Origin of the sequence: Rhizobium sp. BK196 (assembly GCF_014193255.1) — a bacterium.
Classification (GTDB): domain Bacteria; phylum Pseudomonadota; class Alphaproteobacteria; order Rhizobiales; family Rhizobiaceae; genus Rhizobium.
This window is the reverse complement of sequence record NZ_JACHZB010000003.1, coordinates 454757-478628: the sequence shown is the minus strand read 5'-3', so window position 1 is coordinate 478628 and position 23872 is coordinate 454757. Positions and strand designations below refer to the sequence as shown.

The 23872-nt window shown below is 58.1% G+C and carries 21 protein-coding genes and 1 tRNA gene; 7 read left to right on the top strand and 15 right to left on the bottom strand.

Annotation, left to right across the window (positions count from 1 at the left end):
- Positions 1-83 precede the first annotated feature (83 nt).
- The 7 genes from FHT78_RS13480 to FHT78_RS13450 all read right to left on the bottom strand — a co-directional run bounded on the left by FHT78_RS13480 (position 84) and on the right by FHT78_RS13450 (position 8021).
- Complete coding sequence (locus FHT78_RS13480; protein WP_183744471.1) at positions 84-917, bottom strand: AraC family transcriptional regulator; 834 nt, start codon at positions 915-917, stop codon at positions 84-86.
- Positions 918-967: 50 nt separating this feature from the next.
- Positions 968-1213, bottom strand: a complete 246-nt coding sequence (locus FHT78_RS13475) for a DUF1127 domain-containing protein (RefSeq protein WP_183744469.1) — start codon at positions 1211-1213, stop codon at positions 968-970.
- 92 nt (positions 1214-1305) lie between these two features.
- On the bottom strand, positions 1306-2103 hold the full coding sequence (gene iolB, locus FHT78_RS13470) for a 5-deoxy-glucuronate isomerase (RefSeq protein ID WP_183744466.1): 798 nt from the start codon (positions 2101-2103) through the stop codon (positions 1306-1308).
- A 158-nt stretch (positions 2104-2261) separates the two neighbouring features.
- Positions 2262-3179, bottom strand: coding sequence for a myo-inosose-2 dehydratase (gene iolE, locus FHT78_RS13465; protein WP_183744463.1), 918 nt, complete (start codon positions 3177-3179; stop codon positions 2262-2264).
- Positions 3180-3244: 65 nt separating this feature from the next.
- Positions 3245-5095, bottom strand: coding sequence for a 3D-(3,5/4)-trihydroxycyclohexane-1,2-dione acylhydrolase (decyclizing) (gene iolD / locus FHT78_RS13460; RefSeq protein ID WP_183744460.1), 1851 nt, complete (start codon positions 5093-5095; stop codon positions 3245-3247).
- Between the two features lie 25 nt (positions 5096-5120).
- Positions 5121-7055 carry a 5-dehydro-2-deoxygluconokinase gene (iolC, locus tag FHT78_RS13455; protein ID WP_183744458.1) on the bottom strand — a complete coding sequence of 645 codons (1935 nt, stop codon included), beginning with the start codon at positions 7053-7055 and terminating at the stop codon, positions 5121-5123.
- Positions 7056-7148: 93 nt separating this feature from the next.
- Positions 7149-8021: a MurR/RpiR family transcriptional regulator gene (locus tag FHT78_RS13450; protein WP_183744456.1), complete on the bottom strand. Its 873-nt coding sequence runs from the start codon at positions 8019-8021 to the stop codon at positions 7149-7151.
- A gap of 208 nt (positions 8022-8229) precedes the next feature.
- On the opposite strand from FHT78_RS13450, the gene FHT78_RS13445 reads away from it, so the two are divergent.
- From FHT78_RS13445 to FHT78_RS13435, 3 genes are all read left to right on the top strand, one after another.
- Positions 8230-9345, top strand: coding sequence for a Gfo/Idh/MocA family oxidoreductase (locus tag FHT78_RS13445; protein WP_183744454.1), 1116 nt, complete (start codon positions 8230-8232; stop codon positions 9343-9345).
- An 85-nt stretch (positions 9346-9430) separates the two neighbouring features.
- Positions 9431-10648 carry an FAD-dependent oxidoreductase gene (locus FHT78_RS13440; protein ID WP_183744452.1) on the top strand — a complete coding sequence of 406 codons (1218 nt, stop codon included), beginning with the start codon at positions 9431-9433 and terminating at the stop codon, positions 10646-10648.
- A 141-nt stretch (positions 10649-10789) separates the two neighbouring features.
- Positions 10790-10879 (top strand) — tRNA-Ser (locus FHT78_RS13435).
- A gap of 751 nt (positions 10880-11630) precedes the next feature.
- Here FHT78_RS13435 and FHT78_RS13430 read toward each other — a convergent pair.
- Positions 11631-12155: a hypothetical protein gene (locus FHT78_RS13430; RefSeq protein ID WP_183744450.1), complete on the bottom strand. Its 525-nt coding sequence runs from the start codon at positions 12153-12155 to the stop codon at positions 11631-11633.
- Positions 12148-12435, bottom strand: coding sequence for an AlpA family phage regulatory protein (locus FHT78_RS13425; protein ID WP_183744448.1), 288 nt, complete (start codon positions 12433-12435; stop codon positions 12148-12150). Before FHT78_RS13425 ends, FHT78_RS13430 begins: the two co-directional genes overlap by 8 nt.
- A 606-nt stretch (positions 12436-13041) precedes the next feature.
- Here FHT78_RS13425 and FHT78_RS13420 point away from each other — a divergent pair.
- Positions 13042-14250 (top strand): hypothetical protein, encoded by a 1209-nt coding sequence (locus tag FHT78_RS13420; protein ID WP_183744445.1) that lies wholly within the window; start codon positions 13042-13044, stop codon positions 14248-14250.
- Between the two features lie 473 nt (positions 14251-14723).
- On the opposite strand, the gene FHT78_RS13415 is transcribed toward FHT78_RS13420, so the two are convergent.
- The 3 genes from FHT78_RS13415 to FHT78_RS13405 form a co-directional block, all read right to left on the bottom strand.
- Positions 14724-15197: a hypothetical protein gene (locus FHT78_RS13415; protein WP_183744442.1), complete on the bottom strand. Its 474-nt coding sequence runs from the start codon at positions 15195-15197 to the stop codon at positions 14724-14726.
- Positions 15198-16576: 1379 nt separating this feature from the next.
- Entirely contained in the window at positions 16577-16861 is a 285-nt protein-coding gene (locus FHT78_RS13410) for a hypothetical protein (RefSeq protein ID WP_183744439.1), read from the bottom strand.
- A gap of 280 nt (positions 16862-17141) precedes the next feature.
- On the bottom strand, positions 17142-17594 hold the full coding sequence (locus FHT78_RS13405) for a hypothetical protein (protein ID WP_183744436.1): 453 nt from the start codon (positions 17592-17594) through the stop codon (positions 17142-17144).
- Positions 17595-17769: 175 nt separating this feature from the next.
- On the opposite strand from FHT78_RS13405, the gene FHT78_RS13400 reads away from it, so the two are divergent.
- From FHT78_RS13400 to FHT78_RS13390, 3 genes are all read left to right on the top strand, one after another.
- Positions 17770-18507, top strand: a complete 738-nt coding sequence (locus FHT78_RS13400; RefSeq protein ID WP_183744433.1) for a TIGR04255 family protein — start codon at positions 17770-17772, stop codon at positions 18505-18507.
- A 520-nt stretch (positions 18508-19027) separates the two neighbouring features.
- The gene (locus FHT78_RS13395) at positions 19028-19486 is read left to right on the top strand and encodes a hypothetical protein (protein ID WP_183744430.1); all 459 of its coding nucleotides are present in this window, start codon (positions 19028-19030) and stop codon (positions 19484-19486) included.
- Between the two features lie 352 nt (positions 19487-19838).
- The gene (locus tag FHT78_RS13390) at positions 19839-20042 is read left to right on the top strand and encodes a hypothetical protein (RefSeq protein ID WP_183744427.1); all 204 of its coding nucleotides are present in this window, start codon (positions 19839-19841) and stop codon (positions 20040-20042) included.
- A gap of 20 nt (positions 20043-20062) precedes the next feature.
- On the opposite strand, the gene FHT78_RS13385 is transcribed toward FHT78_RS13390, so the two are convergent.
- The 3 genes from FHT78_RS13385 to FHT78_RS13375 form a co-directional block, all read right to left on the bottom strand.
- Positions 20063-22528, bottom strand: a complete 2466-nt coding sequence (locus FHT78_RS13385; RefSeq protein WP_183744423.1) for a hypothetical protein — start codon at positions 22526-22528, stop codon at positions 20063-20065.
- 195 nt (positions 22529-22723) lie between these two features.
- On the bottom strand, positions 22724-23482 hold the full coding sequence (locus FHT78_RS13380; RefSeq protein WP_183744420.1) for a hypothetical protein: 759 nt from the start codon (positions 23480-23482) through the stop codon (positions 22724-22726).
- A 127-nt stretch (positions 23483-23609) separates the two neighbouring features.
- On the bottom strand, positions 23610-23834 hold the full coding sequence (locus FHT78_RS13375; protein WP_130743441.1) for a DNA-binding protein: 225 nt from the start codon (positions 23832-23834) through the stop codon (positions 23610-23612).
- Positions 23835-23872 lie beyond the last annotated feature (38 nt).

Sequence of the window (23872 nt, the reverse complement as noted above, 5' to 3'; positions counted from 1 at the left end):
GTCATCCTCCGGTTGGGCCCCGTTTGGGGCAGGATCATGAGACCACTGCTCGCCTTTCGCCGCTGTCGAATTCTTTAGCGACTTTACGCCCGAAGCCGTGTCGCGCGCTGAAATTCCGCCGGCGTCTGGCCATAGGCCTGGCGGAAGGATGCGGTGAAATGGCTGTGGCTGGAAAAACCGAGATCGAGGCCGAGCGCCGTCAGATCCTCATACTCGCCAAGAAGATCGAGCGCGCGGGCAAGGCGAAGTCGAAGCTGATAGCGGTAAAGTGGCGTCGCCTCCACCTGCTGGAAGACCTGCGTGAGATAGACAGGCGAAACGCCGACTTCCGTTGCGATCTCGGCGAGCGTCCAGCGTCGCGCGAGATCGGAGGAGAGCACGAGCTTTGCCCGGTCGACAAGTTTCTGCCTTCCGGCACTCGCACCCGCTGCATGCGAGGTGCGTTCGCCAAGCGAACGGCGCACGAGAGTGAGCGCCAGCGTTTCCGCTTCCAGCGTCTCGGCAACACCCCGGCGCAACCCGTGGCGAAGAAGCGCGACAAGCGCCTGTGCGCGCGGATCGATACGCCTGCGCTGGCGTTTGAAACCGAACAACTCGCCGGCCTGCACCTGATCCTTGGGCGCAAGCTCGGCCAAAAGGGATTCTTCGATGGAAAGATCGATGCAGGCATCGCCGCCCTCGACGGGATGGCTGATGCGGTAGCCTTGCCCGACATTGAAGAAGAGCATCTGATTGGCTTCCGCCACCGTGTCGGCGCGCCCGACATGGCGCATGAAGACACCGCGATAGGGATAGACGAGGCTCGTCTTGTGGGCGCATTCCTCGTCGCTCTTGTGACGGCATTCCCCATTGCAGACAATGTCGCGGATCGCGACAGTCTTCGTCTTCAAGAGCAATGCGGTCGAAAATTGCGACATCGGTGTTTCCGGATTTTTGCGCGGCGAGCAGTGCCCGCCGCGGCACCTTATCACAATCCCTTGTTGCTCCAGTAGTGGCTTGAGATATGCACGTCGCTTTCGATCTGGCCGCGGGAAAGACCGATATCCTTCAACTGATCGTCGGACAGCTCCATGACGGCGCTGCGACTGCGCCGTTCGGCGAGCTTGCGTGCCATCAAACGAAAGCCCGTCACGATACCTGCAAGAAGCCGGGACTGTCTGGTTTCCGTCCGGCGGGTGGTCTGGGCATAAATTGTAAGGCTAGAGCCGCGCATGGTGTTTCCTCCATCCAGTGCGTTGGAATGGGAGGATTGAACCATTTGTGCGGCTTGCCCGCTGTCAGATTATTTAGCGATCTGCAGCTGCGTCAGGCTTTCAGCAGCCACTCATGTTCCGGCGCATTGTAGAACTTCCAGACACGCTTAGGCCCCGCCATGACATTGAGATAATAGAGATCGTAGCCATGCGTCGCCGCGCAAGGGTGATATCCCTTAGGCACCAGCGTCACGTCACCGTCTTCCACGACCATGGCCTCGTCAAGTGAGCGGTCATCGGTATAGACGCGCTGGAAGCCGAAGCCCTGGGGCGGGTTGAGGCGGTGATAATAGGTCTCTTCCAGCATGCTTTCATGCGGAAGATCGTCCCGGTCATGCTTGTGCGGTGGATAGGACGAGGTGTGCCCGCCGGGCGTGATGACCTCGACGACGAGCAGCGAATGCGCCGAGCTGTCGTCCTCAGGCATGATATTGTTGACGTAGCGCACATTCGTGCCCTTGCCGCGCGTCAGCGGCGGGTGGGTGCCCGGCGGAATGGCCTTCGCCTCATAGGTGCCGCCGCCGGGGGCAGAGCAGACGGCCAGCTCCAGATCAGTCTCGGCCGTCACCGACCATGTCGATTCCATCGGGATATAGAGAGCGTGCGGTGCGCCGTCGAAAGGGCTCATGCGCTCGCCGAGCGTACCAAAATCCCTGGTGCCGGCCGAAGCCTTGCCCTTGCCGCTCACCCAGACGAGGCAGACCTCGCGTTCGCCGGTCTCGCCCGATACCGTCTCGCCCGGCTTCAGGCAGTACATGTCGAAGCCGACATAGGTCCAGCCGGCGCTTTCGGGTGTCACATGCGTGACGCGGCCATGCGTGCCTGACGGTTTTACCTTGAGGTTTGGCATTGGTATTCTCCTCCTGAATTGGTGCGTGCGGCCCCCTCATCCGGCTGCCGCCACCTTCTCCCCGCTGGGGAGAAGGTGCCCGGAGGGCGGATGAGGGGGCTCCGCGCTCCGACGCTAGCTTCAATCTCTCCCCACTGGGGAGGGGTTTTTCTCTTCCGTTACCCCTCCGGAAACCCTTCCGTCTCCACCGTATAACCAGCAGCCGTCATAACCCGCATCAATTCGGCATGACCGATCTCGGCCATCTTCTGCGGCGGCGCCTTACGCGGATCCTGTTCGGCTTCGACGACGAACCAGCCTTCATAACCATAATCAGCAAACCGCTTGACGATCGCGCCGAAATCGAGCGAGCCGTCGCCCGGCACGGTGAAGGCGCCGAGCGCCACCGCGTCGAGGAAGGATTGCTTGCTGCGATCCAGGCCATCGACGACGGACTTCCGGATATCCTTGACGTGCACATGGTTGATACGGGCGTGGTGATTGTCGATCGCGCGCAGCACGTCACCGCCGGCAAAGGCCAGATGCCCGGCATCGAGCAGCAGCGGAATGCCCGCGCCCGAATTCTTCATGAAGGCATCGAGCTCCGGCTCGGTCTCGACGACAGCTGCCATATGATGGTGGTAGGAAAGCGGTATGCCCTGGTCGGCACACCATTCGCCGAATTCGGTGACGCGGCGTCCATAGGCCTTCATCTCGTCATCGCCAAGCCGCGGCTTGGTCGCGAGCGGCTTGGAGCGATCACCCTGGATCGAGCGGCCGACTTCGCCATAGACGATGCAGGGGGCATTGACCGCTTTGAACAGCTCGATCATCGGCGCGATACGGTCCTTATTGGCCGCAAGTTCCTCGTTGACCAGCGTGCCGGAGAACCAGCCGCCGCACAGTGTCACGTCGGCAGCGCGCAGGATGGGCAGCATTTCTTGCGGGTTGCTCGGGAAACGGCGGCCCTGCTCCATGCCGGTAAAGCCGGCGGTGCGGGACTGGCGCAGGCATTCCTCGAGGGAAACGTCGTCGCTGAGTTCGGGAAGGTCGTCATTCCACCATGCGATGGGCGACATGCCGAGTTTGGCCTTCATGAATGGTCTCCTTGAAAATAGCGTGGAGGAGCGCTTCCGCTCCTCCAGAAAATCATAGCAATCGATCAGCCGACGCGCTGGGCAGCGCGCGCTTTGACATAGGCCTCATGCGCCTTGTTGACCTCGCCGCGCGGGCTGACTTCCGGCACCGCGACATCCCACCAGTGGCCGCCGGCGTCGGTGGTAACAAGCGGATCGGTGTCGATCACGAAGACCGAGGTGCGGTCATTCTTCTTCGAATCGGCGATCGCCTGTTCCAGTTCGGCGATGGAGGAAACCTTGACCGCGATCGCTCCCATCGCTTCGGCATGCGCCCGGAAATCGATCTCGGGCATGACCTCGTGATAGGCGTCCTTCAAGAGATTGTTGAAGTTGGCGCCGCCGGTGGCCATCTGCAGGCGGTTGATGCAGCCATAGCCGCGGTTATCGAGCAGCACGATATTGAGTTTGAGACCCAGCATGACCGACGTCGCAAGCTCCGAATTCAGCATCATGTAGGAACCATCGCCGACCATGACGACGACATCCTTTTCCGGATGCGCCATCTTGGTGCCGAGACCGCCGGCGATTTCATAGCCCATGCAGGAGAAGCCGTATTCCATGTGGTAGCTGCCGGGGACGGTCGCCGGCCACAGCTTGTGCAGCTCACCCGGCAGACCGCCGGCAGCGCACAGCAGCACCGTCTTCTCGCCGCCGATCGACCGGGCGACTGCGCCGATGACCTGCGCATCGGAAGGCAGGGCGGCATTGGTGGTGCCCATCGCCTTGGCGGCGGCTTCCATCCAAACGTTCTTTTCCTTTGTTGCCTTTTCGGCAAGGGCAGCCGGTGCCTTCCAGCCGGAGAGCCCAGCCGAGAGTGCCTTCAGACCCTCGCGCGCATCGGCAACCAGCGGATGGCTATCATGTTTCAGCGCGTCATAGGCCGCGATATTCAGGCTGAGCAGCTTGAAGTTCTCATTCTTGAAGAGCGCCCAGGAGCCTGTTGTAAAGTCCTGGCAGCGCGTGCCGACGGCAATCACCAGGTCGGTTTCCTCGGCAATCGCATTGGCAGCCGAGGTGCCGGTCACGCCGACGGAGCCGAGCGCCAGCGGATGACTTTCGTCGATCGCCGACTTGCCGGCCTGGGTGACGACGACGGGAACGCCATGCGCTTCCGCAAAGGCGGCAAGTTCCTTCGTCGCCTGCGAATAGAGAACGCCACCGCCGGCAACGATGACCGGCTTCTGCGAGGCCTTGATCAGCGCAATGGCATTGGCAAGTTCATCGGCATCCGGCTGCGGACGGCGCACCGTCCAGACCTTCTCTTCGAACAGGCTTTCCGGATAGTCGAAGGCTTCCGCCTGAACGTCCTGGCAGAGCGACAGCGTCACCGGGCCGCAATCGAGCGGATCGGTCAGAACCTGCATGGCGCGCTTCAGCGCCGTGATGATCTGTTCCGGCCGGGTGATACGGTCGAAATAGCGCGAGACCGGGCGGAAAGCATCATTGGCCGAAACCGTGCCGTCGCCGAAATCCTCGATCTGCTGCAGCACCGGATCGGGCGCGCGGTTGGCGAAGATATCGCCGGGCAGGAAGAGTACCGGGATGCGGTTGACATGTGCCACGCCAGCGGCCGTCACCATGTTCAGCGCGCCGGGGCCGATGGAGGTCGTGCAGGCCATGAAACGCTGGCGGAAGCTCGCCTTGGCGTAAGCGATTGCAGCATGGGCCATGCCCTGTTCGTTATGCGCGCGATAGGTCGGCAGTTCCTGGCGGACCTGATAGAGCGCTTCGCCCATGCCGGCGACATTGCCGTGGCCGAAGATCGCCCAGACACCGCCGAAGATCGGCACTTTCTTGCCGTCCACGATGGTCATCTGCACTCTAAGGAAATGCGCGACGGCCTGCGCCATCGTCAGTCTTACCGTCTTGCCCATCGGGCGCCTCCCAAATTCACTCTACTTAATTGAGACCGCGCGTTTTCAGCCAGGCCTCTGTCAATTGCTTGAAGCGGCCGGCCATATCGGCAATCGCTTCCTCGTCGTTGAGCTTGCCCGAAAGCCAGCCGCGCGCCGCATCGGCAAAGATCGTGCGGCCAACCGCAAAGCCCTTGACCGAGGGCGCCGCCAATGTCGCCTCGAAACCCTTCACCAGTTCGTCGGCGGGAGCCTCAAGCCCCAGCAGCACGATACCGCGGCACAATGGATCATTTTTGGCAATCACGGCATCGATCTTCTTCCAGGCGCCGGTTGAGGCCTGCGGCTCCAGCTTCCACCAGTCCGGCTTGATGCCGAGCGCGTAGAGCTCTTCGAGCGCCGTCGAGACAGTATCGTCGGTCAGCGGCCCGTTCTTGCTGGAGATGATCTCCACCAGCAGCTCGCGGCCAACCTTGCGCGCGGCTTCAAAGAGCGTGCGCAGCTTCTCCTGCTGTTCCGTCTTCAAGTCGGCCGGATCGTCGGGATGGTAGAAACACAGGCACTTGATGCAATGGTCGAGCGGCCATTCCACCAGCTGTGAGCCGATATCCTGGCTGAATTCGAAACGCAGCGGCTTGGAGCCCGGAAGCTCGACCGGCCGGCCGATCCAGGTGAAATCCTTCTTGGCCGCGTCGAAGAAGGCGTCACGGCCGAAGCGCTCGTCGATCAGCATGCCATAGCCCGTCCGGCCATTGGCAACGCGGGCAGCGGCTTCCACCGCCAGTCGCTTGAAGGCGACGATCTGCTTGTAATCGATGTTGAGCTCGTCGCAGACAGCGGTTAGCTGCGAACGGTGGTCGATGGCGAGCGCCATCAGTAGCGGGATCTCGCCCTTGCGGGTCGAGGCCCAATGGATGTGGTTGATCGCCTCGTCCTTGCGCAGCGCGCGGTGTTTGCTGCCGTTCTTCAGGAAGAAGTCGAGCTCCGCCCAGGTCGGATATTCTGGTGAGCAGAGCAGGCGGGAAACGGCAAAGGCGCCGCAGGCATTCGCCCAGGTGGCGCAGGTCTTCAGCGGTTCATCCTTCAGCCAGCCACGCAACAGGCCGGACATGAACGCATCGCCCGCGCCGAGCACGTTGAACACCTCGATCGGAAAGCCCTGGCCGACAATGCCGTCTTCCAGATTGTCGCTGATCGGGCCGTCATAGACGATACAGCCCATGGCTCCGCGCTTTAGAACGATGGTCGCAGGCGAGAGGCGTCTGATCTCCTTCAACGCACCGAGAACATCATCGGCACCCGATGCAATCAGGATCTCTTCTTCCGTACCGACGATCAGATCGCAATCCGGCAGCGTCTCCTTCATCTTCGATGAGACGCGGTCCGATTTCACATAACGCTCGAAGCCCTCGGCATGGCCGGCAAGGCCCCAGAGGTTCGGCCGGTAGTCGATATCGAAAATCACCTTGCGGCCGTTCGCCTTGGCAAGGCGGATCGCCTTGCGCTGCGCGGCCTCCGTATTCGGGCGGGAGAAATGTGTGCCCGAAACCAGCACCGCCCGCGAGGACTTGATGAAATCCTCGTCGATATCGCCTTCATCGAGCGCCATGTCGGCGCAGTCGGACCGGTAGAAAATCATCGGCGAAACGCCTTCGGCCTCGACCGCCAGCAGCACCAGCGCCGTCAGCCGGTCCTTGTCCGTCTTGATGCCTTTCGTCTCGACGCCTTCGCGCGCCGACTGCTCGATGATGAAGCGGCCCATCTGCTCGTCGCCGACGCGGGTAATCAATGCCGATTTCAGCCCGAGCCGCGCCGTGCCGATCGCGATATTGGCAGGGCAGCCGCCGACGGATTTCGCAAACGAACCGATATCTTCCAGCCGCGAACCGATTTGCTGACCGTAAAGGTCGACGGACGAACGGCCGATGGTGATCACGTCGAGTGTCGGCTCCGGCTGTGAGCCCGGATTCGATTGTGCCATGATGTCCTCCCGCTAGATTTTTACGCGGCCTGGACCGTCCGCGAATTTTGAATAATGAAACATTGGTTCCGTCTCTTTGTCAATTCGGAATGTTTATTCCATTTTGGTCTTCACGGGTTTTGAGTGCTGTAATTTGCGTCGCCGCTCCGCAATGGCAACCGGCAGCGCCATGGTGAGCGCCATGGAGGCCGACAATGAACGGAAGCCGGCGAAATCGGCCTCCGCTACTTCGAACCAGTGCGTGGCGCAGGCAGCGAGCGGCGAGAAGGCCGAATCGGTGATCGCAATAACCGGCACACCGCGATCGGCAAGCTCCTGGCTCTGGATAAGGCTGTCGGCCGCATAGGGAGAAAAGCTCGCCGCAATCGCCGCATCGCGCGGCGTGGCGAATTGTACCATCTCCGGATCGACGCCGTTTGGCGAGGCGACGATCTGATGGCGGATGTTCAGCTTGGAAAAGGCGTAGGTCATGTGCGCCGTCAGCGGATAGGAGCGCCGCTTGGCGATGAGATAGATGGTCTCCGCCGCCGCCAGGATATCGACGGCCTTCGCAAAAGTGTCCGTCTGCACCGTCGCCGCAAGCCGGTTCACCGACTGACTCGCAGCGGAAATAAAGCCTGTCAGCAGCGTTGCATCCTCATCATCCCCGCCGGACTGCTCCAGCGTAACGAGGCGTTCCTCATAGCTCAGCGTCCGGTCACGCAGCCGCTCGCGAAAAATGCTCTGGAGATCGGAAAAGCCTTCATAGCCGAGGTGATGGGCAAGGCGCACCAGCGTGGAGGGCTGCACATCGGAGGCCGCGGCAATGCTGGCCGTTGTGCCGAAGGCGATTTCATCGGGATTGCCGAGCGCAAAGGCGGCCACCTGCGCCAGCCGCTTCGGCATGTTCGCCTTGCGCTCGATAATGGTACTGCGCAGGCTTTCGAAATCGCGTGGCACGCGCGCTCTTTGGGGATCATTATCCATGCTGACGGCTCAGAAGATGAAACAAATATTCCATATTTCGGAGCATAAACGATTTCGATGAAGGCGCCTAATTGTTTTTAATAGGCTGAAAATCAAGGGTTTTGGACAGTTTAGAGAAGGCCGGGCCGAATTGATGCGGCGGGACATGCTTGTCAAAATGATCCAAATATTCCAAAAATTCCTCCGGAGTTGAGGAGGAGACCCTGCAATGAAGCCACTCGGCATCGGTTTGATCGGCACCGGTTATATGGGCAAGTGCCACGCGCTGGCATGGAATGCGGTAAAAACCGTCTTTGGCGATGTCGAGCGGCCGCGCCTCGTGCATCTTGCAGAGGCGAATGCGGACCTCGCAAGCGCCCGCGCTGCCGAATTTGGCTTCGAGAAGGCGACGGCCGACTGGCGGGCGCTGATTGCCGATCCCGATGTGGATGTCGTCTCCGTCACGACACCCAACCAGTTCCACGCCGAAATGGCGATCGCCGCCCTCGAGGCGGGCAAGCATGTCTGGTGCGAAAAGCCGATGGCGCCCGCCTATGCCGATGCCGAGCGCATGCTTCAGATTGCCAGGCAATCCGGCAAGGTCGCCGTGCTCGGCTACAACTATATCCAGAACCCGATCATGCGGCATATCAAGACGCTGATCGGCGAAGGCGCGATCGGCTCCGTCAATCATATCCGCATCGAAATGGACGAGGATTTCATGGCCGATCCGGACGGTCTCTTCTATTGGAAGAGCGAATTGTCGGCCGGTTACGGCGCACTCGACGATTTCGCCGTCCATCCGCTGTCGCTGCTCTGGTATCTATTCGGCCATGTCGAAGCCGTCACCACGGATATGGTCAAACCCTATGCCGACCGTCCTCTGAAGGAAGGCGGCAGACGCGCGGTCGAGAATCACGATGCGGCCAATGTCCTGATGCGCCTCGGCGGCGGTATCTCGGCGGTGCTGATGGCAAACCGCGCCGCATGGGGCCGCAAGGGCCGCATCGCGCTGCAGATCTACGGCTCGAAGGGGTCGCTCCTCTATGATCAGGAGCGGATGAACGAATTCGAACTCTATCAGGCCGAAGGACGGGGCTCGGAGCGGGGCTTCCGCAAGATACTGGCGGCACCCGCCCATCATCCCTATGATCGCTTCATCCCGGCCCCCGGCCACGGCCTCGGCTTCAACGATCTCAAGATCATCGAATGCCGCGAGCTGATCCGGACGATTTCCGGGGAGCCGGCGTCGATCGTGACATTCGAAGACGGTCTCAGGATAGAGAAGTCGGTTCACGCCATGGCACAGTCCTTCCATGAGCGCCGTTGGATCGAGATCGGCTGAAGCAAGCCTTCGCTTCCGTTGACGGCGTTTGGGGCAGGGGATAGGCCTTATCCCTGTTGAATGGCTGATATTCGGGAGTGGTATCGTGACGGACAGACTGGTGATCATCGGCGCGGGGCAGGCAGGCTTCGCATTGGCAGCCAAGCTGCGTGCGCTGAAGGATGAGCGTCCGATTACGCTGATTGGCGCCGAAGACGTGCTTCCTTACCAGCGCCCGCCTCTGTCGAAGAAGTATCTGCTCGGCGAAATGGCCTTCGACCGCCTGCTGTTCCGCCCCGAGCATTGGTATCCAGACAATAATGTCGAGATCCGCCTTTCGACCTGGGCCGAGCAGATCAAGCGCGATGCGAAGCAGGTTCTGCTGCAGGATGGCTCCACTCTCGACTATGGCACGCTGGCAATCGTGACGGGCTCGACGCCCCGCCGCCTGCCTGCGGCCATCGGCGGCGATCTCGAAGGCGTCTATGTCGCCCGCGATAAGCGTGATGCCGATCTGCTGGCAGGGGAAATGCGCCCCGGCCGCCGTGTCCTCATCATCGGCGGCGGTTATATCGGTCTTGAGGCTGCCGCCGTCGCCCGCCATCTCGGTCTTGAAGTGACCGTTATCGAGATGGCCGACCGTATCCTGCAGCGTGTCGCCGCCAGGGAAACGGCCGACATCATGCGCGCGATCCATAAGAGCCACGACGTGACGATTCGCGAAAAGACTGGCCTGAAGCATCTTGTAGGCAAGAATGGCCGGGTAACCGGCGCCGAGCTTTCCGATGGCAGCATCATCGATGTGGATTTCGTCATCGTCGGCATCGGCGTGGTGCCGAACGATCTCCTCGCCAAGGAGGCAGGGCTCGAAGTCGGCAATGGAATCATCGTCGATGAATTCGCCCGCACGTCTGATCCGTCGATTTATGCGGCGGGAGACTGCGCAAGTCTGCCGTGGCAGGGCGGTCGAATACGGCTCGAATCGGTCCAGAACGCCGTCGATCAGGCGGACGCCGCCGCCGCCGTCATCGCCGGCGGAAACGAACCCTATGACCCGAAACCCTGGTTCTGGTCTGACCAGTATGATGTGAAACTGCAGATCGCCGGCTTCAATATGGGCTACGACGACACGCTGCTGCGCCCCGGCGCCCGCGAAGGAGCAAGCTCCGTCTGGTATTTCCGCGAGGGCAAGCTGATCGCCGTCGACGCCATCAACGATGCAAAAGCCTATGTGACGGGCAAGAAGATGTTGGAATCAGGCATTAATCCGGATCGGGCGATGCTCGCTGATCCCTCCGTCGATCTGAAGCAATTGCTGGGCTAAGGCGGAGCCAGCTCGCTTGGCTCTGCAGGCAGTTTCAGTTTTGAACCGTCACAATCGCGTTTGCCACCTAAATAAAGGACGTGTGAAAACTGCAAAAAAAGCTTGATCGTGCCGGTGAATACCCATATCAGGGCTCCCACCGGAGAGGTGGCCGAGTGGTCGAAGGCGCTCCCCTGCTAAGGGAGTATACCCGAGAGGGTATCGTGGGTTCGAATCCCATCTTCTCCGCCATTATAATTCCCTTACAGACCCTGGAAACACTGGCATATTAGTGATGCCTTACGTTTGAAAAACCCTTCAGACCCATGCGCTGTCCCATGCGGTCCAATGGACGACAGTAGGCTACTGTGGACGACATTGACTAAATGTCGCACCCTTAGCGTCAGCGATGCCGATATTTTCTTGTTGAAGCTAAAAACGATTCGAGATTGCTCACTCATCTATCTGCCACTTTGCTGTTATCTGTCGTTGGCTTCTTCGGCGTCGCTTTCATGATCTACGGCGTTCCGAATAAAAGCGAACTGCCGATGTTCTATAAGCTGGGGGCACTTACCTGCTTCCCGTTCGTGCTTACTTGCATTACCGGCGTACTCACTTCTGACACGGGCCGAACGGCCTAGCGCGCCGCACGGTCGTGAAAGTGCTTTCCAAGATAATCCGCATTCGGCGCGCTCTGGCGAGCATTGTTGCTGACGCCAAGGCCGAAGCTGAAAACTAGCTTTGCGCGAGTGCCCGGAGATGGAGGGGATAGGAACGGCAAGGCTGGCGGCCGAGGATTGCGCCTAGCCCGGCTAATGACCGCCGAGCGCGTGGGCCAGGAGTCGGCCACAGCTTCGGAGGGAAGTCCCACACAGTGGCGTGCACAAATGCATCAAGCCTGGCCCTGTCCCAGCTATCGGCAATTGCATCGGCGCAGTCCCACCCCGTTGGGCAGTTCCGCGCCGCGCTTCCAGTCATCAAGCATCAACGGCATGTCAGGCCATCAAATGTCGTTGTCATCGACTGCGGCAGAAATGGGCACCAGCACCGACATTGGAGCCGCCCGGCGCTGCAACCACGTCGGAACCTTCACGCCAGCGTCAACGTGCGCGATACGCAGCCCTTCCAGTTTGGCTTGGATATTGTCAGTCCAGCCCGGAAGATCCGGCCAGCCGACCGAATTGCCAATTGCGATACTGGCGGCCGGAATGATGCCCCGAGCGACAAGACCCGGAATGTCCAATTCCACCATGTCCAGGCGCTCCGCCAGATCGGCCCGCGTCAATGGCCGGCTCTCGATTGGCACGAGCGCCCGCAACTCGCCAGACCAGCGGGAGAACATTGCAGCGCCGGTTTCGGCATGGCCGAGCAATTCGAAAGAGACTGCGATAGTTCCGAGAATGTCGGATAGCGCCGTGAGAGCGCCGCTAACGTCAGGCTGCTTTGTCGAATATATTGGGACGCTCATAACGTTCTTGCGAACGCCTTCAACGCGGGCATTGATCGCAGCGGCATCGAGCTTAGCCATTTGCGCGAGCCTCCTTGGTGGCGGTTGCCTTGGCCGCGCGAACGATATCGCCGCCGTCGCCATGGGCGTAAACGGGCAGGCCGTGCGCCGCCAAATCGGCAGCATCAGCAGCGCGCATCCTTTCAATCCACGCCGACACGTCGCCATTATGCCAGACGACACGACGGCCGCAACGGATAGGGCGTGGGAATGTGCCATCCGCGCACCAGCGGCCGAGCGTGCGCTTGCTGACAGGAACGCGGGCCAGGACGGCCGCCAAGTCAATAAGTCGGGAAGTCATTGCGAGGGGTTTCCTTTCGATCTCGATCCGAGGTAATCGCCCCGGTGAATCTACTCATACGGGCCAACAGTTGGCACGAACGACACGTCGGCCATACAGGGCAGAGCAAGCCAGCATCGGCACCGCCCAGGATCGAGGGTAGAGCTATTCCCGGCAATAAGCCGAGGATCGCCGCCACAGATCGGCGGAAGATACCGCAAGGCCACCGGCAGGAAGGTATCCATCCGGCGTAGGCCGTGGCGCTTATGATTTCGGGTCGTCTGTCTGTGTTCCGGCGTGCAAATTTATTTGACCCCCTTGGCGGGGTAATCGGCGTCCAATTTTGGACGCCGATTGACAGCCATAAACAGCCCGCAGATACCCCATCGGTTGCTCGTCAGTGGCCCGACGACTGCTCAATGACGCCAATCACGAGAAGCGGGTGCGAGAACCTGCTGTAGGGGAACGCCCCCGGCTAATCCCAAACTTAGTGAAAGCCGTCAGTCGTCATCAAGAACGACCGCCGATCATCGTTTCGGGCAGCGACTATCAATGCGAGAGCTTGCAGTCGTAAGAAGTTGTAGACAATATAAGGTAATGCTAAATAACATCGGGAGGTGATCACCGATGGAAACTAAACCGTTGCAGTTAGCGCTGGCGATATTCGGCTTTGTCACAGCATTTGCCACCACCATCAATAATTTCGTAACTGTGAGCGGTTTCATTCAAGGTCATTTTGCCACTGTGTTCACTATAGCATCAGGTCTTGCAATAATCGGCGTATGGCCACAAACGAGAACCCAACAACCTGTCGGATTTAATCGGCGAGTTCAAACGGCCGGACTACGTCGAAGGTACAGATTCGTAATTATATTAGCGTTAACCTATCTTGTAGTAATGATTTATTTCTTTTGGGAGACAAAATACCGTGTTGTGCCAGGAGCATGGCCTTATCCATCTCCAAGCCAAGAAATTGGTGGATTGATTACTCCGGCTTTGGCAGGAGATATGGCCGAACAGCCTCAGTTGACACTTGTCCGTTTTGGACTTGCGTCCGCAAGAACGACGTTTGTTGAGACCAGCGAGCAAAAGAGCTTCTCTACGAAAGAATTCGAACCCGGATTTATCAAGACTTTCATGATGGATCGCCGCTGGTTCACGGAACGAAAAGGAGGCGAGTGCATGGAGCAGGTCGACTCGATGTTCGATGGCGATATGGCTGACGCGGATGTACACACGGCGCGTGCTTGGAAAAAGTTTTTAGAGACAAGTGGAAAGCAAACGCTCCTACCGTACATAGACATCTCGGTAAATCATGGATTTGTCGGAAAGCGACCGGATATTGTCCGTAAGATGATTCCAAGCGAGGCCGAATGGAAAGAGCTTAAAGCGCAAGGTCCCGATGGTACACGTACTGCAAAGATACTATTGAACTGGATTAAATACTGCGTGGGAATTCGTTATCCAACGTTTGAATTTATTGTACAAAATCAATCAAAAGACGTTGATGTGATCATTACAAAATTAAGTTATGATGTGCAGTCGATCGGCGGATATAGGGGAGGCGAGCCGGGTGTGGTTGTACCCCTCTATACATATGACTTCGACCTTCCTTATTCAGTCGGTTCATTCGAGCAGAACCTCGAGCCTGCTTTCGTGGTTCCCGGAGGCAAAGTGGGCTCATTCTTGTTGAAGTTGCATAGTTCGTATCCAGATCTCGGACTCGGTTGGAGAATGCGAATTGGATTGGTTTCCGCGTCGGGCACTGTATGGACAGACCAGTTTCAACTTCTGATGTCAGGGGAGCCGAAGTGGGCAGAAGGTGATATTAAGTAATCGATCTGGACCGGATGATCGCAAGTCCTCAGTCACCCGCCGCCAGAAGCCCGCAGCCCTGCTTGTGCCGTCCAATGTCCTCAGAAGTCTTCGTTCGCTTCTGCGCCGGGTTCTAGGCCACTCTGGTCGGTATCGCCCCGCCTGAGAGTTCGTGCTGCCTCCACTCGTATCAGTCCAACTGCGGCGACTCTTTTCAGAGCCTTGGAGTTGGGCCATTCCAAGACCGTGGCAGGAAGTCGAGGACGGAGCGCCGCAGCCGTCTATGCGACATGCCGGCAGTCGCGCCATGGCTCACCTTTTCCACGACTATCCCAGCGGCCTTTTCCCCTTGATCATCAAAAAGCCGTCCTGAAACCGCTTGGCGTGGTAAACCCGGCCTCCTTGGTAGGACGCCGGGTTATACTTCGCTCGAAATGGTCATGCTTGTTTCTGTGCCTAAGTTTTCCCGAACTTAGGCACAGCTTAGTTGCCCCTCACCACTTGACGTTTTTACCCATCAGCACATCGGCAGTGGAAACCTTGCCGCCTTGTAGGTAGCGCAATTCCGCGTCAAGGATACGGTTCAAGGCAACGGACGGCAGGCCGGAAACCATGCCGATGCCAGCAATGATGGTTTCCCAATCGGAATTTTTTATCTTCCGGCCGGTGAACTCGCTGGTAGCGACATTCCAGACGCCCTTGATGCCGCGAACACCGCCAGACAGGACGGAGCCATAAGCGCCGCCGTCGCCGTAGCCCTGGAAGCCGCCAGACATATCGCGGAAGAAGGGCAGATTGCCGAGCGCCGCAAATGCCGTTTCCTTCGCGAGGTATTCGGTCCAGCCTTCGTCCTTGCCCTCCTCCTCGCCCAGGCCGCGATTCAGAACCCAGCGGGCGGATTTCTTAATGGCCGCTCCTGCGACCACATGTCTTGCGATGTAATGTGGCCGACCCATGTCAAGGAACATGGCGAATTCCCGGCAAGCCACCCCACGAAAGTTATTCGCGATGCATGCCTAGCTGTCGCCGCCTAGGTCATCGACGGCGGGAAGGCTTGATCTTTCACGGTATCCCGGCATGTGGCCGGGATATCGGGCAAGATCGCTCACCACACATAAAACGCGACCTTTGGAGGCAGAACTATGAGCCGCTACGTGCGAAAAGATCCGAACACTTACCTGCATCGCATCCCCTTGAACGCTGGAGGGTACGCTAAATCTGGCGTCCACTGGGGGGCAGGCGAACCTCTTTGGTGCGTACAAGTAGATGCACCGGGCAACTTTGAAGGCTGGTACCTGAGAGCGCCCAACCGCGATGCAGCGAAAGCTGCCACGCTGGAGAGACGCCCGGACGCCGTGTTTTTCCACTAGGATTTTCCCGGCAATAGGCCGAGGGAAAGAAATCGCGACACACCAAGACAAAAACCCGCCCAATTGTGGCGGGTTCTTAATGTGTAAAATCGGCCTATCATGCAGCAAAATACAGGACTGGAGCTGGGATCAGCAAAGCGCCCCCAAGGAGCCTTTGCACGACAGGCGACATAGCCCACAGCATAGAGGATATTAATCCTCAGTGCGCAAAAAGTTGGTTTTGGGAAATCCTCGGCGGCCAAATCCAGCAATGACGCCAGCCTTGCCTCTACGTCCGGAACGTCTCCGAGTGAGATTAGGTTAATCGATCTGTCCATGAGGAGCAACAGCGACAGAAAGATGGAAGCCGCAGCGGCGCGGGAAAGGGACGAAGGTGCGCCGCATGCCATGACCGTTGCCACTTACCCGCCATTCTTGCGTTTCGGTCTGAACGGTTCCGAGCCCTCGACCATCTGCCGGGATTTCCTTCCCGCAATCTCCGCCTATCATCTATTTAGGAAAAGATCGTTTCCAAATATGGTTTTGTGATGTTCTCGCTTCTCCTGCCTACTCAGGACCAAAATTAGCCGATCCGTTAGCCCTAACGCTGATGGGAAAATGAACCGCCATGATAACCGCGAGAGGCACCGCCCGCAGAGACTGAAACGACGTTGCGGATTAGATAGTGAAGGGCAAGCACACAACTTTAAGGAAACATAGAAAGCATAGTGAGCATAGGGCGCGCCAGAGCTTCCTAGAGAACTGTCAGTTCTCAATATATCAGATATATCTAATCTGACAGTTTCTCACGTAGATAGGAGACAGTCTATGTTTCCTATGCTTTCTATGTAGAAAATTACGATAGCGAAAACACAAAATACAACCTTAATGACTGGTTTGTTCGAAAGTTTCTGAAACCGACCAAACTACCTATGAACCTAGGGGATTCGGAGCCGCCGGCCGCTCCGACGCAGCCGCCTCGCGACGCCCGGCCGAGGCTAGGCCAGGTCACGAGCGGGGCGCAGTCCAAAGTAGATTGCGCCCAAAATCGTGCAAACGAGCGGGAAATGGAGAAATCCGACGAGCCACATACCGCCAGCTGCTATGCCTCCATGAACATATGCGTAATCATAGGGAACGACCAAAAGAAGCCACCCAATCGCTGTCCACAAAAAGGCCCGCGCTGGTTTGTTAGCCTCCCAGGCTTCCCACCCGATCGAAAAGAAGAATCCGACAACCGTCAGCCAGATAAGCATCCCGATAATCAAAAGTATAAAGGTCATGTTCGGTCCCCCTGTCGGATCAAAACACATCCAAGAGCAAAGAAAAAGGGCGCCTAAAGCGCCCCAGTTCGTCGCAAAATCCGGAAAATCAGGGGCCGAGAGCCGTTTCTTATTCTCGGAACTGCCGCCCTGGGGCGGGGATTTTTAACGCGGACGATTACGATATCGTCGCTGAAATGTGTGTCAGAAGCTAATAAATCAGCCATGATCCACCTATCGCGCTAAAATATGCCAATGAGTGCCGCGATGATCAAGAAGTAGAGAAATCGACCGGTCACGATCAGATCCCCAATCCGAGGTAATAAACCTCGTTTTTGCCTCGGATATCGAGCTCGAACGGGAATGTACCCGACAGCTCCTTCATCAGTTTCGTGAATTTCGTCACGTTGACGCGAATCGCATTGCCCGTCGCGATCGAGAACTGCCAATACTGGGTGTGCAGATCCGCGAGAGCGATACTGTGCTCGGCACCCCACTTCAGACCCGTGCCTGTCGAGGTGAGGAAGTGACGAACCGAGTTGTTGTCGGCCGCCGACCGCTCACTCATCTGCGGCTCGAAACTCTGGCTGCCGACCGGGCTTACGGTGACGAACATCCGGCTCGACAATCTCGTGGTGCTGCGCCACCTCTGCAATACCGGGGGCATCGGAGTTGCCAAGATCGGGGCGCCTATTGTGCGCAAAATCGTGATGAGCCCGAGGCTAGCCTGGAACTTGGCCGCGTAATCAGCCATTGGCGATCGGGATAGGCGGATCTATATGATTGATGCAACTTTTGGCTGGAGACATAGCTAGCGCGGGACAAGCCTCGAGGTGTTTACTGCCCGCGGTAAGGGTGTATCTGCGCTCTCCGTTGACGAGGCAATACTGGTAGCGTAGCGCTTCTGCACCATCAAAAGTGAGCTGAGAATGCCAACATATCCTAGAGCCCCTATTGTCGAAGCTGTCATCGAGGTGCAGTTCGCTGACTCACCCTTGACCAAACGGGATATGGAACGGTTTGTAAAAAAAGTCGACCGCAAGTATCCGCACAATCAACTTATGCAGGACTACAATGTGGGCTTTGAGTTCAGCGGTGGTCAAGCAAGGGGGCTGCCGGGAACTTTACGGCAAGAATGGTTCAGATGCGTCGGACAGGATGCTGCAGACATCTTGGTGATCCGTCCCACAAGTTTGGTCACGGCAAGGACAGCCCCCTATTACTCCTGGGAGCTTTTATTTGACTCCTTCGTCAAAGATTTTGACGTGCTCCGGAAACTGTTCGGCTTCAAACGTGCGACACGTATCGGCGCCCGTTATATCAATCGTATTGATGTTCCATCGCCTAAATCTGCTCGCGTAGATTCGCGACGCTTTATCAATATTTACCCGAATCTTCCTTTCTCTGATTATCCAGTCTTTGATGGGAGCTTTTCCTCGGTTGAATTTCGTGACCGCGAAGGCACGAATGTAATCATTCGGGCAGGTTTGGCGGATCCGGTTCTGATAAATCACACCTCATTGTTACTAGACATCGATGTTTTTGTTCTCGAGGATCTTCCCTTAAAGGTTGATTCCGTCCTAAACTTGTACGATAAGCTGCGCGATAAAAAGAATCAGCTTTTCGAAGCCTTGATTACAGAAGAGGGAAGAGCGCTATTCACATGATCGAGGCCTCAGTCGACCACGTTGTCGGCCCAAGCGGTCGAAATTACTTGAGTGGATCCACCAACGGTTCCCATAGCACTATGCGGGGATCAGCGGCCTACAACCCTGAAACCATGCTTCCTAGTCGCGCGATGGACTTGAAAGCTGCCACAGGCAACTATGCGATGTACTTATCCTCCGAGGATAGGGCGCGATTGTTCGCGGAAATCGATTACCTGTTGAATCCAGATGGATGGGCCGAGGACGACGCAATTCCACTACCGGAGCCCTACGTAAATTTTCTAAAGTGGCTTCTTGAGGCGAAACGCCTTGATTGGTCGTCGCTTGGTTTGGATGCGGATGGAAACCTACTATGTGCCTACGTAGGCAAAAAAGGAGTAGTCACCGCCGCATTCCAGCAGACACCGATAGTCCATTGGACCAGCAACCTAACGACCGAAGACGGGGTCGAGCTTTCGGCGGGGCAATCCCCGCTGCGATCTTTCGTGACGACGGCTGCGCTTCTTCTCGAGAGAATCTAATGCCAACGATCCCGGACCCTCATCATGTTGCCCGAGTGTGTCCTAGGAATCGCGTTATTAGAGATAGGGAAGGGAGCGCTGTAGGCGTCCACCCACAGCTCTACAAGCTAAGAGAAGCCACTCCGACTCGTAAGAGGGAGACTTATCTCTCGGCTTCTTACATGGAGTATTTTCAGGGTGATCGCGCTGAATGCCTAAAAGGCTGCATAAAAGCCTCAGCCTTTCCAATCGCGTCGACAGACTTCATGGTCGTCTTGAATGTAGGCAAGGTTAAGCAGATCGGCGTCCGGTATAACTTGAAACTTAAGGCCGTTCACGACACTGCTAACAAAAAAAATCCAGCATACGCAAAGATCGAAGGTACGCCACCGGACCCCGCCCACGCCCTACTCGGAGCTCTAGCGGCGAGCGGCGTATCGGCCTTATATGCGGTCAAGGATATCGCCGGCGAAGAGTGACATGCCTATTTTGACGAATACGTGCTGCAGATCCGCACTTTGGACGATGTTCTGATCCGGGAAGAGCACCTGGACCGCACCTACTACATCTACGAATATTCTAACAACAAGGTGGATGGCGGCGGCACCGCCACGCCGTGCCTTCAAAGCCGCCGTCGGGACCAAGGATCAATTCGTGTCGGACTTCGTCGAGGTGTCGGTCAGCAACCCGGCGCCCGTCGCGCCGACGACGCAGAATGTCGAGCTTCTCTACGAAGCTGCGGTTGTCCACTACAGGTGCCGCCGATCCGGGACTTCCGCGGGGTCATAGTCCACGCCTTGCTTGAAGATGGTTTTGAGCCTGACGACGACAATGTTGTCTACAAGGGACCAAAACAACCACATCGCGATCCCACTCGACGTCGGCAAATGGTACTTCAAGATCGCGCTCTATGACCTCTTCGAAGAGGGTGGACTGAACTACGGCAACCAGATGTCGCTCGTGATCCCGGTTCCGAGCGGTGGGGTATGCGGCGCACATCGGCGGCGGCGAGGCGCATGTAAAAAAGGGCGCTAACGCAGCGCCCTTGGATCCAGTCAAAACACGTCTTCAATTCGCTCCGGTTCCGCGTCCGGTTTGGCGAAGCTTTCGATATACCAACGAACCCGATTGAAATTGTCCTTCTTGCCAGCCTTAAAACAAAGGTCGCCGAGAATGCGGCCGTCAACGCGCTTGAGGTACTTCCCCAGCTTGCCGCTCTCAAGCCTGCCCTGCCGATCCATGAACGTGATAACAGCTTCAGCCAAGCCGACAGATTGCTTGTCTTTGTCCGCCTTCTGAAGATCACTTTCCAGCGCCTTGCCAATATCGCTAACGGTCCACTCTCTGCTACCCTGCCACTTATGCATCGTGGTCAAGAGCGTTTGCAGCTTGTCGCGCTCGCTGTCATTCGCCTCGATTTCCTTGCTGTTGCCAAGAGGATCAGCCCAGCCGCACCAGATGATTGCCGAGCGAACCAAATCCGACCACGCTTCAAACGAGCCGAGCGCTGGACGGATTTTTGGCCCACCCTGCACCACGAAAGCCCGCAGCACGGTTAGCGCCGCAATGACCAACTCAGGGCGTCGGGATTTGGCGACCGCGATCACGTCGAATGCAAATGTGCGCTCTTCTGGCCTTTCGCAGTTGGCATTGAGATTGATTTGAACGGCCCGCCGCGTCATGTCGCCATCGAATTTCAGATTGTTGCCGTTCGCGCAGAATGTGACGTTTGTCGGCAGATCAACGTTCTTGCTTGCCCCAAGGACACGCATAGACATCTTCGGTTGCGTCAACACGCTGCACATGAAGTTACCGGCAACGGGGCGAGTGACGTTATCGAGGGAGATAAATTGATCACCAGCCATCAGCGAAGAGCCGATTTGCTTCTGAATTTCCTCTTCATTTGCGGGGTACGTCGTCGCGACGGCATGGCGACCTGTAGCAAGGATGCAGACAGTATCCACAAACTTGCCTTTCCCGGTTCCGGGTGTCGGCGCATTAATGCCGAAGATCGGCGAAGACGGCAGACATGGGCGGACGATAGCGGTCAAGATAAGCGCCAGACCTGCCGACTTATCGACGGCCGAGACGAACGGAAATTCTCTTACAAGGCTAAACAGCTTATCGAGCCCGGCTTTTGCGTCTTCCATCGTCGGGCGCTCCGGCACGCTTGGCCAGTTGGTATAGCTTACGAACAGTAGGCCCGTTTCGGTGTCGTACCCCGGAGCGCTCAAAATCGAGCCGTCCGGCCGCATCGTCGGCGCGGTGACAATCCCGGCAATGTCATAAAACGGGAGCCCATCGCCATCACGGTCAAGCATGGTTTCAGCGACCACGGGAGGGCAGGCAATCGGCTTATTACTGCCGGATCGCCCGTCATACTTCTCCCATTGCGCGTGGTGCGTCAGGCGTTCCCGAAGGCGTAGCTTCCCCCAAGGCTTTAGCTTGGCCGTCACTTCACGGAATTTGTGCGGCTCCTTGTCGGATGCATTAATGTTCCGTTCTGCTACCGGTTGGACAAGCATGGAGCCGCGCTTATAGATCGGCGCGCCGCCCTCCATTGCCGCCGCCGCCGCAGACTGGATAACCGCGCCGAGCTGGCTTTCCTGATACTCTATCTTTGGGCACTTCGCTTTGCGCTCCAGTTCGTCCTTGTCGCCGAGCAGGGAATAAACGGCGGTTTCCACCCACAACCCGGCTCTCATATCGGCCAGCGTGTCAGCCCGTGCTTGGGCCAGTGCTGCGCTGGGATCGCGGGCGAGCCTTGCCTCGCCTTCTTCCATTGCCTCCCTTGCCGCCTCTTCCCATTCGGCATCTGTACGCGGCCGGGCATCGTCCAGATAGGCAGGCATTTCACTGATATCGACATCGTGAGCAAGGTATTCCGACCGGTCCGAACCTTCGACGGCATCGACCGGGCACGGCACCGGATCGGAACCCGCTGCCGGATTTTCGGGATTCCGTTCTGCCGGTTCAGCATCGGCAGCGGCAGGTGACGACACGACCCGATCGGAAACAGGGCCAGGGACCTCGCCAGACGCCTCGACCGGCTCAGATGGAGCATTCACTCGCTCGACAGGCGCGGGCGTGCTGGCGACCGTTTTCGGGGCCATATGGCTGATGAACGCGACAAGGTCGCGGGAAATTCCCGGCGACGCAAGTGCGTCAATCGCGCCCCAGCCGTCCCGAAGTGTCGAGGGCACCTTGCCGTCATTGCTCCAGCGGGTGAGATCGACGCGCCGCACGTCAGCCGCCAATCCATGGAGCTTGCCGCAGACGTCCAAGCCGAGCAGCACCGCCGCCCGATCCTTGCTGTAGGTAGGCCAGACAATAACGTCGCGACCGGCCAGCGCCGACCAGTTGAAGACATTCACATCGCGGTCATGGGAAACGACATTCCAGCCGGTATTTGCAGCCAGCACGTCGCGGTTCTCTCTACCCTCGACAACGACGACGGAGCCCGAGGGCTTAACAGTGTCGATACCGAAGAGCGGCGATGGTGGATTTATGACGGGAGCCAAGGAAAGCATCTTTCATGTTGCGCCGTGCGTCTCTTGCATCGTCCGCAAGCAGGGGTTTTGGAACGGCTGTTGATTGGTTATTGCCGTCGCGGGGTTCCTGTCCCCTGCGACGGCGTTTCTGTTTCTGGCCGCCGAGTGTGTGGACGAGCTACTTGGCCCGGCATAATTGAAGATCGAGGGAAAGCCCGAGCCCGGTTAATGCAGGGCGAACGCCATGCACCTGTCCCCGCTCTCTTTTGGAATGCCAGCCTGTTCCGCTTCTTGGCTCGTCATCATCCGAGCGGTTCGGGTGACGAAAGAGGCATACCGCATGGCAGCAGGATCGCCGCCCCGGTCAACGACCATGATCGCCCAATCCATTTGATAGGCAACACGGCCGAGCGCGAGAAGATCGCGGGCCGTGATGCTGGCGCTATCGATCACGACAACGTCAGGCGCAATGCCCAGGTCGCGCAGGGAGTAAATCAGATCGGCGATTGCATAGCCGCGAATGCGCTTGTCGCCCTTGCCCTTGAGTGGACCCGCGCCGGGCTTCATGAAGAACAGCCATTTGGCCAGATCTGATTCGATTGCTTCGATGTCGTAGCCGCACGCCGAAGCGGTCACTTGAAGGCGGCCGACGAATTCTTTTTCGCCGATTACTTCAGACCAGAGCACGACTTTAAGCCTGCTCACCGGCCGCATAGAGCCGTCAGAGCAAAGGTCGTTGCCCATCGCCATAGCGAAGCCGTCACTAATCATGACCGCAGTCGGATCAACGCCGGGCAGCGAGACGGCGACGGAAACGGCTTCAGTCGCCAGAAACTTGCCGTAAACGAATTTGGTCAATCCCGGCGCCAGGATATCGAGCAAGTGCCGCGCCGGTTGCGGCATGAAGAAGCCGTACATGCGATCCGTGCTGGCTTCCGACATAGCGAAGTCTTCGCGCTCTTTTTCGGTCCAGCCGAAGCGCATAGCGTCAGCAATCGTGAAGCCAGCCGGGCGAGCGTCGCCGCGCTCCCAGTCGGCGAACGTGTAAGACGTGGTGTCAGCTTTCTTGGTAGTTTCAATATTCATTGTCCTGCCCTCTCAAAATGGAATGCTACGCGGCCCGCGCCGTTGCCTTCAGGCGCGCGATTGCATCCATGAGATCGCAGACGGACCAGCGAGACGCCGAGCCGATCTTGATTTGCTTTGGGGCGCGGCCGTCGCCGACCATCGTCCAGAAGGTCGCGCGGCAGACGCCGAAGACGGCAGCGGCTTCGTTGACCGTGAGAAGGGCGTCAGGAGTTGCGGGGCGGGGGAGCGCTAGTTTTTCAGCGTGCATCGCTGTGGTTTCCTTTTCGGTTTCGATCCGAAGCAACC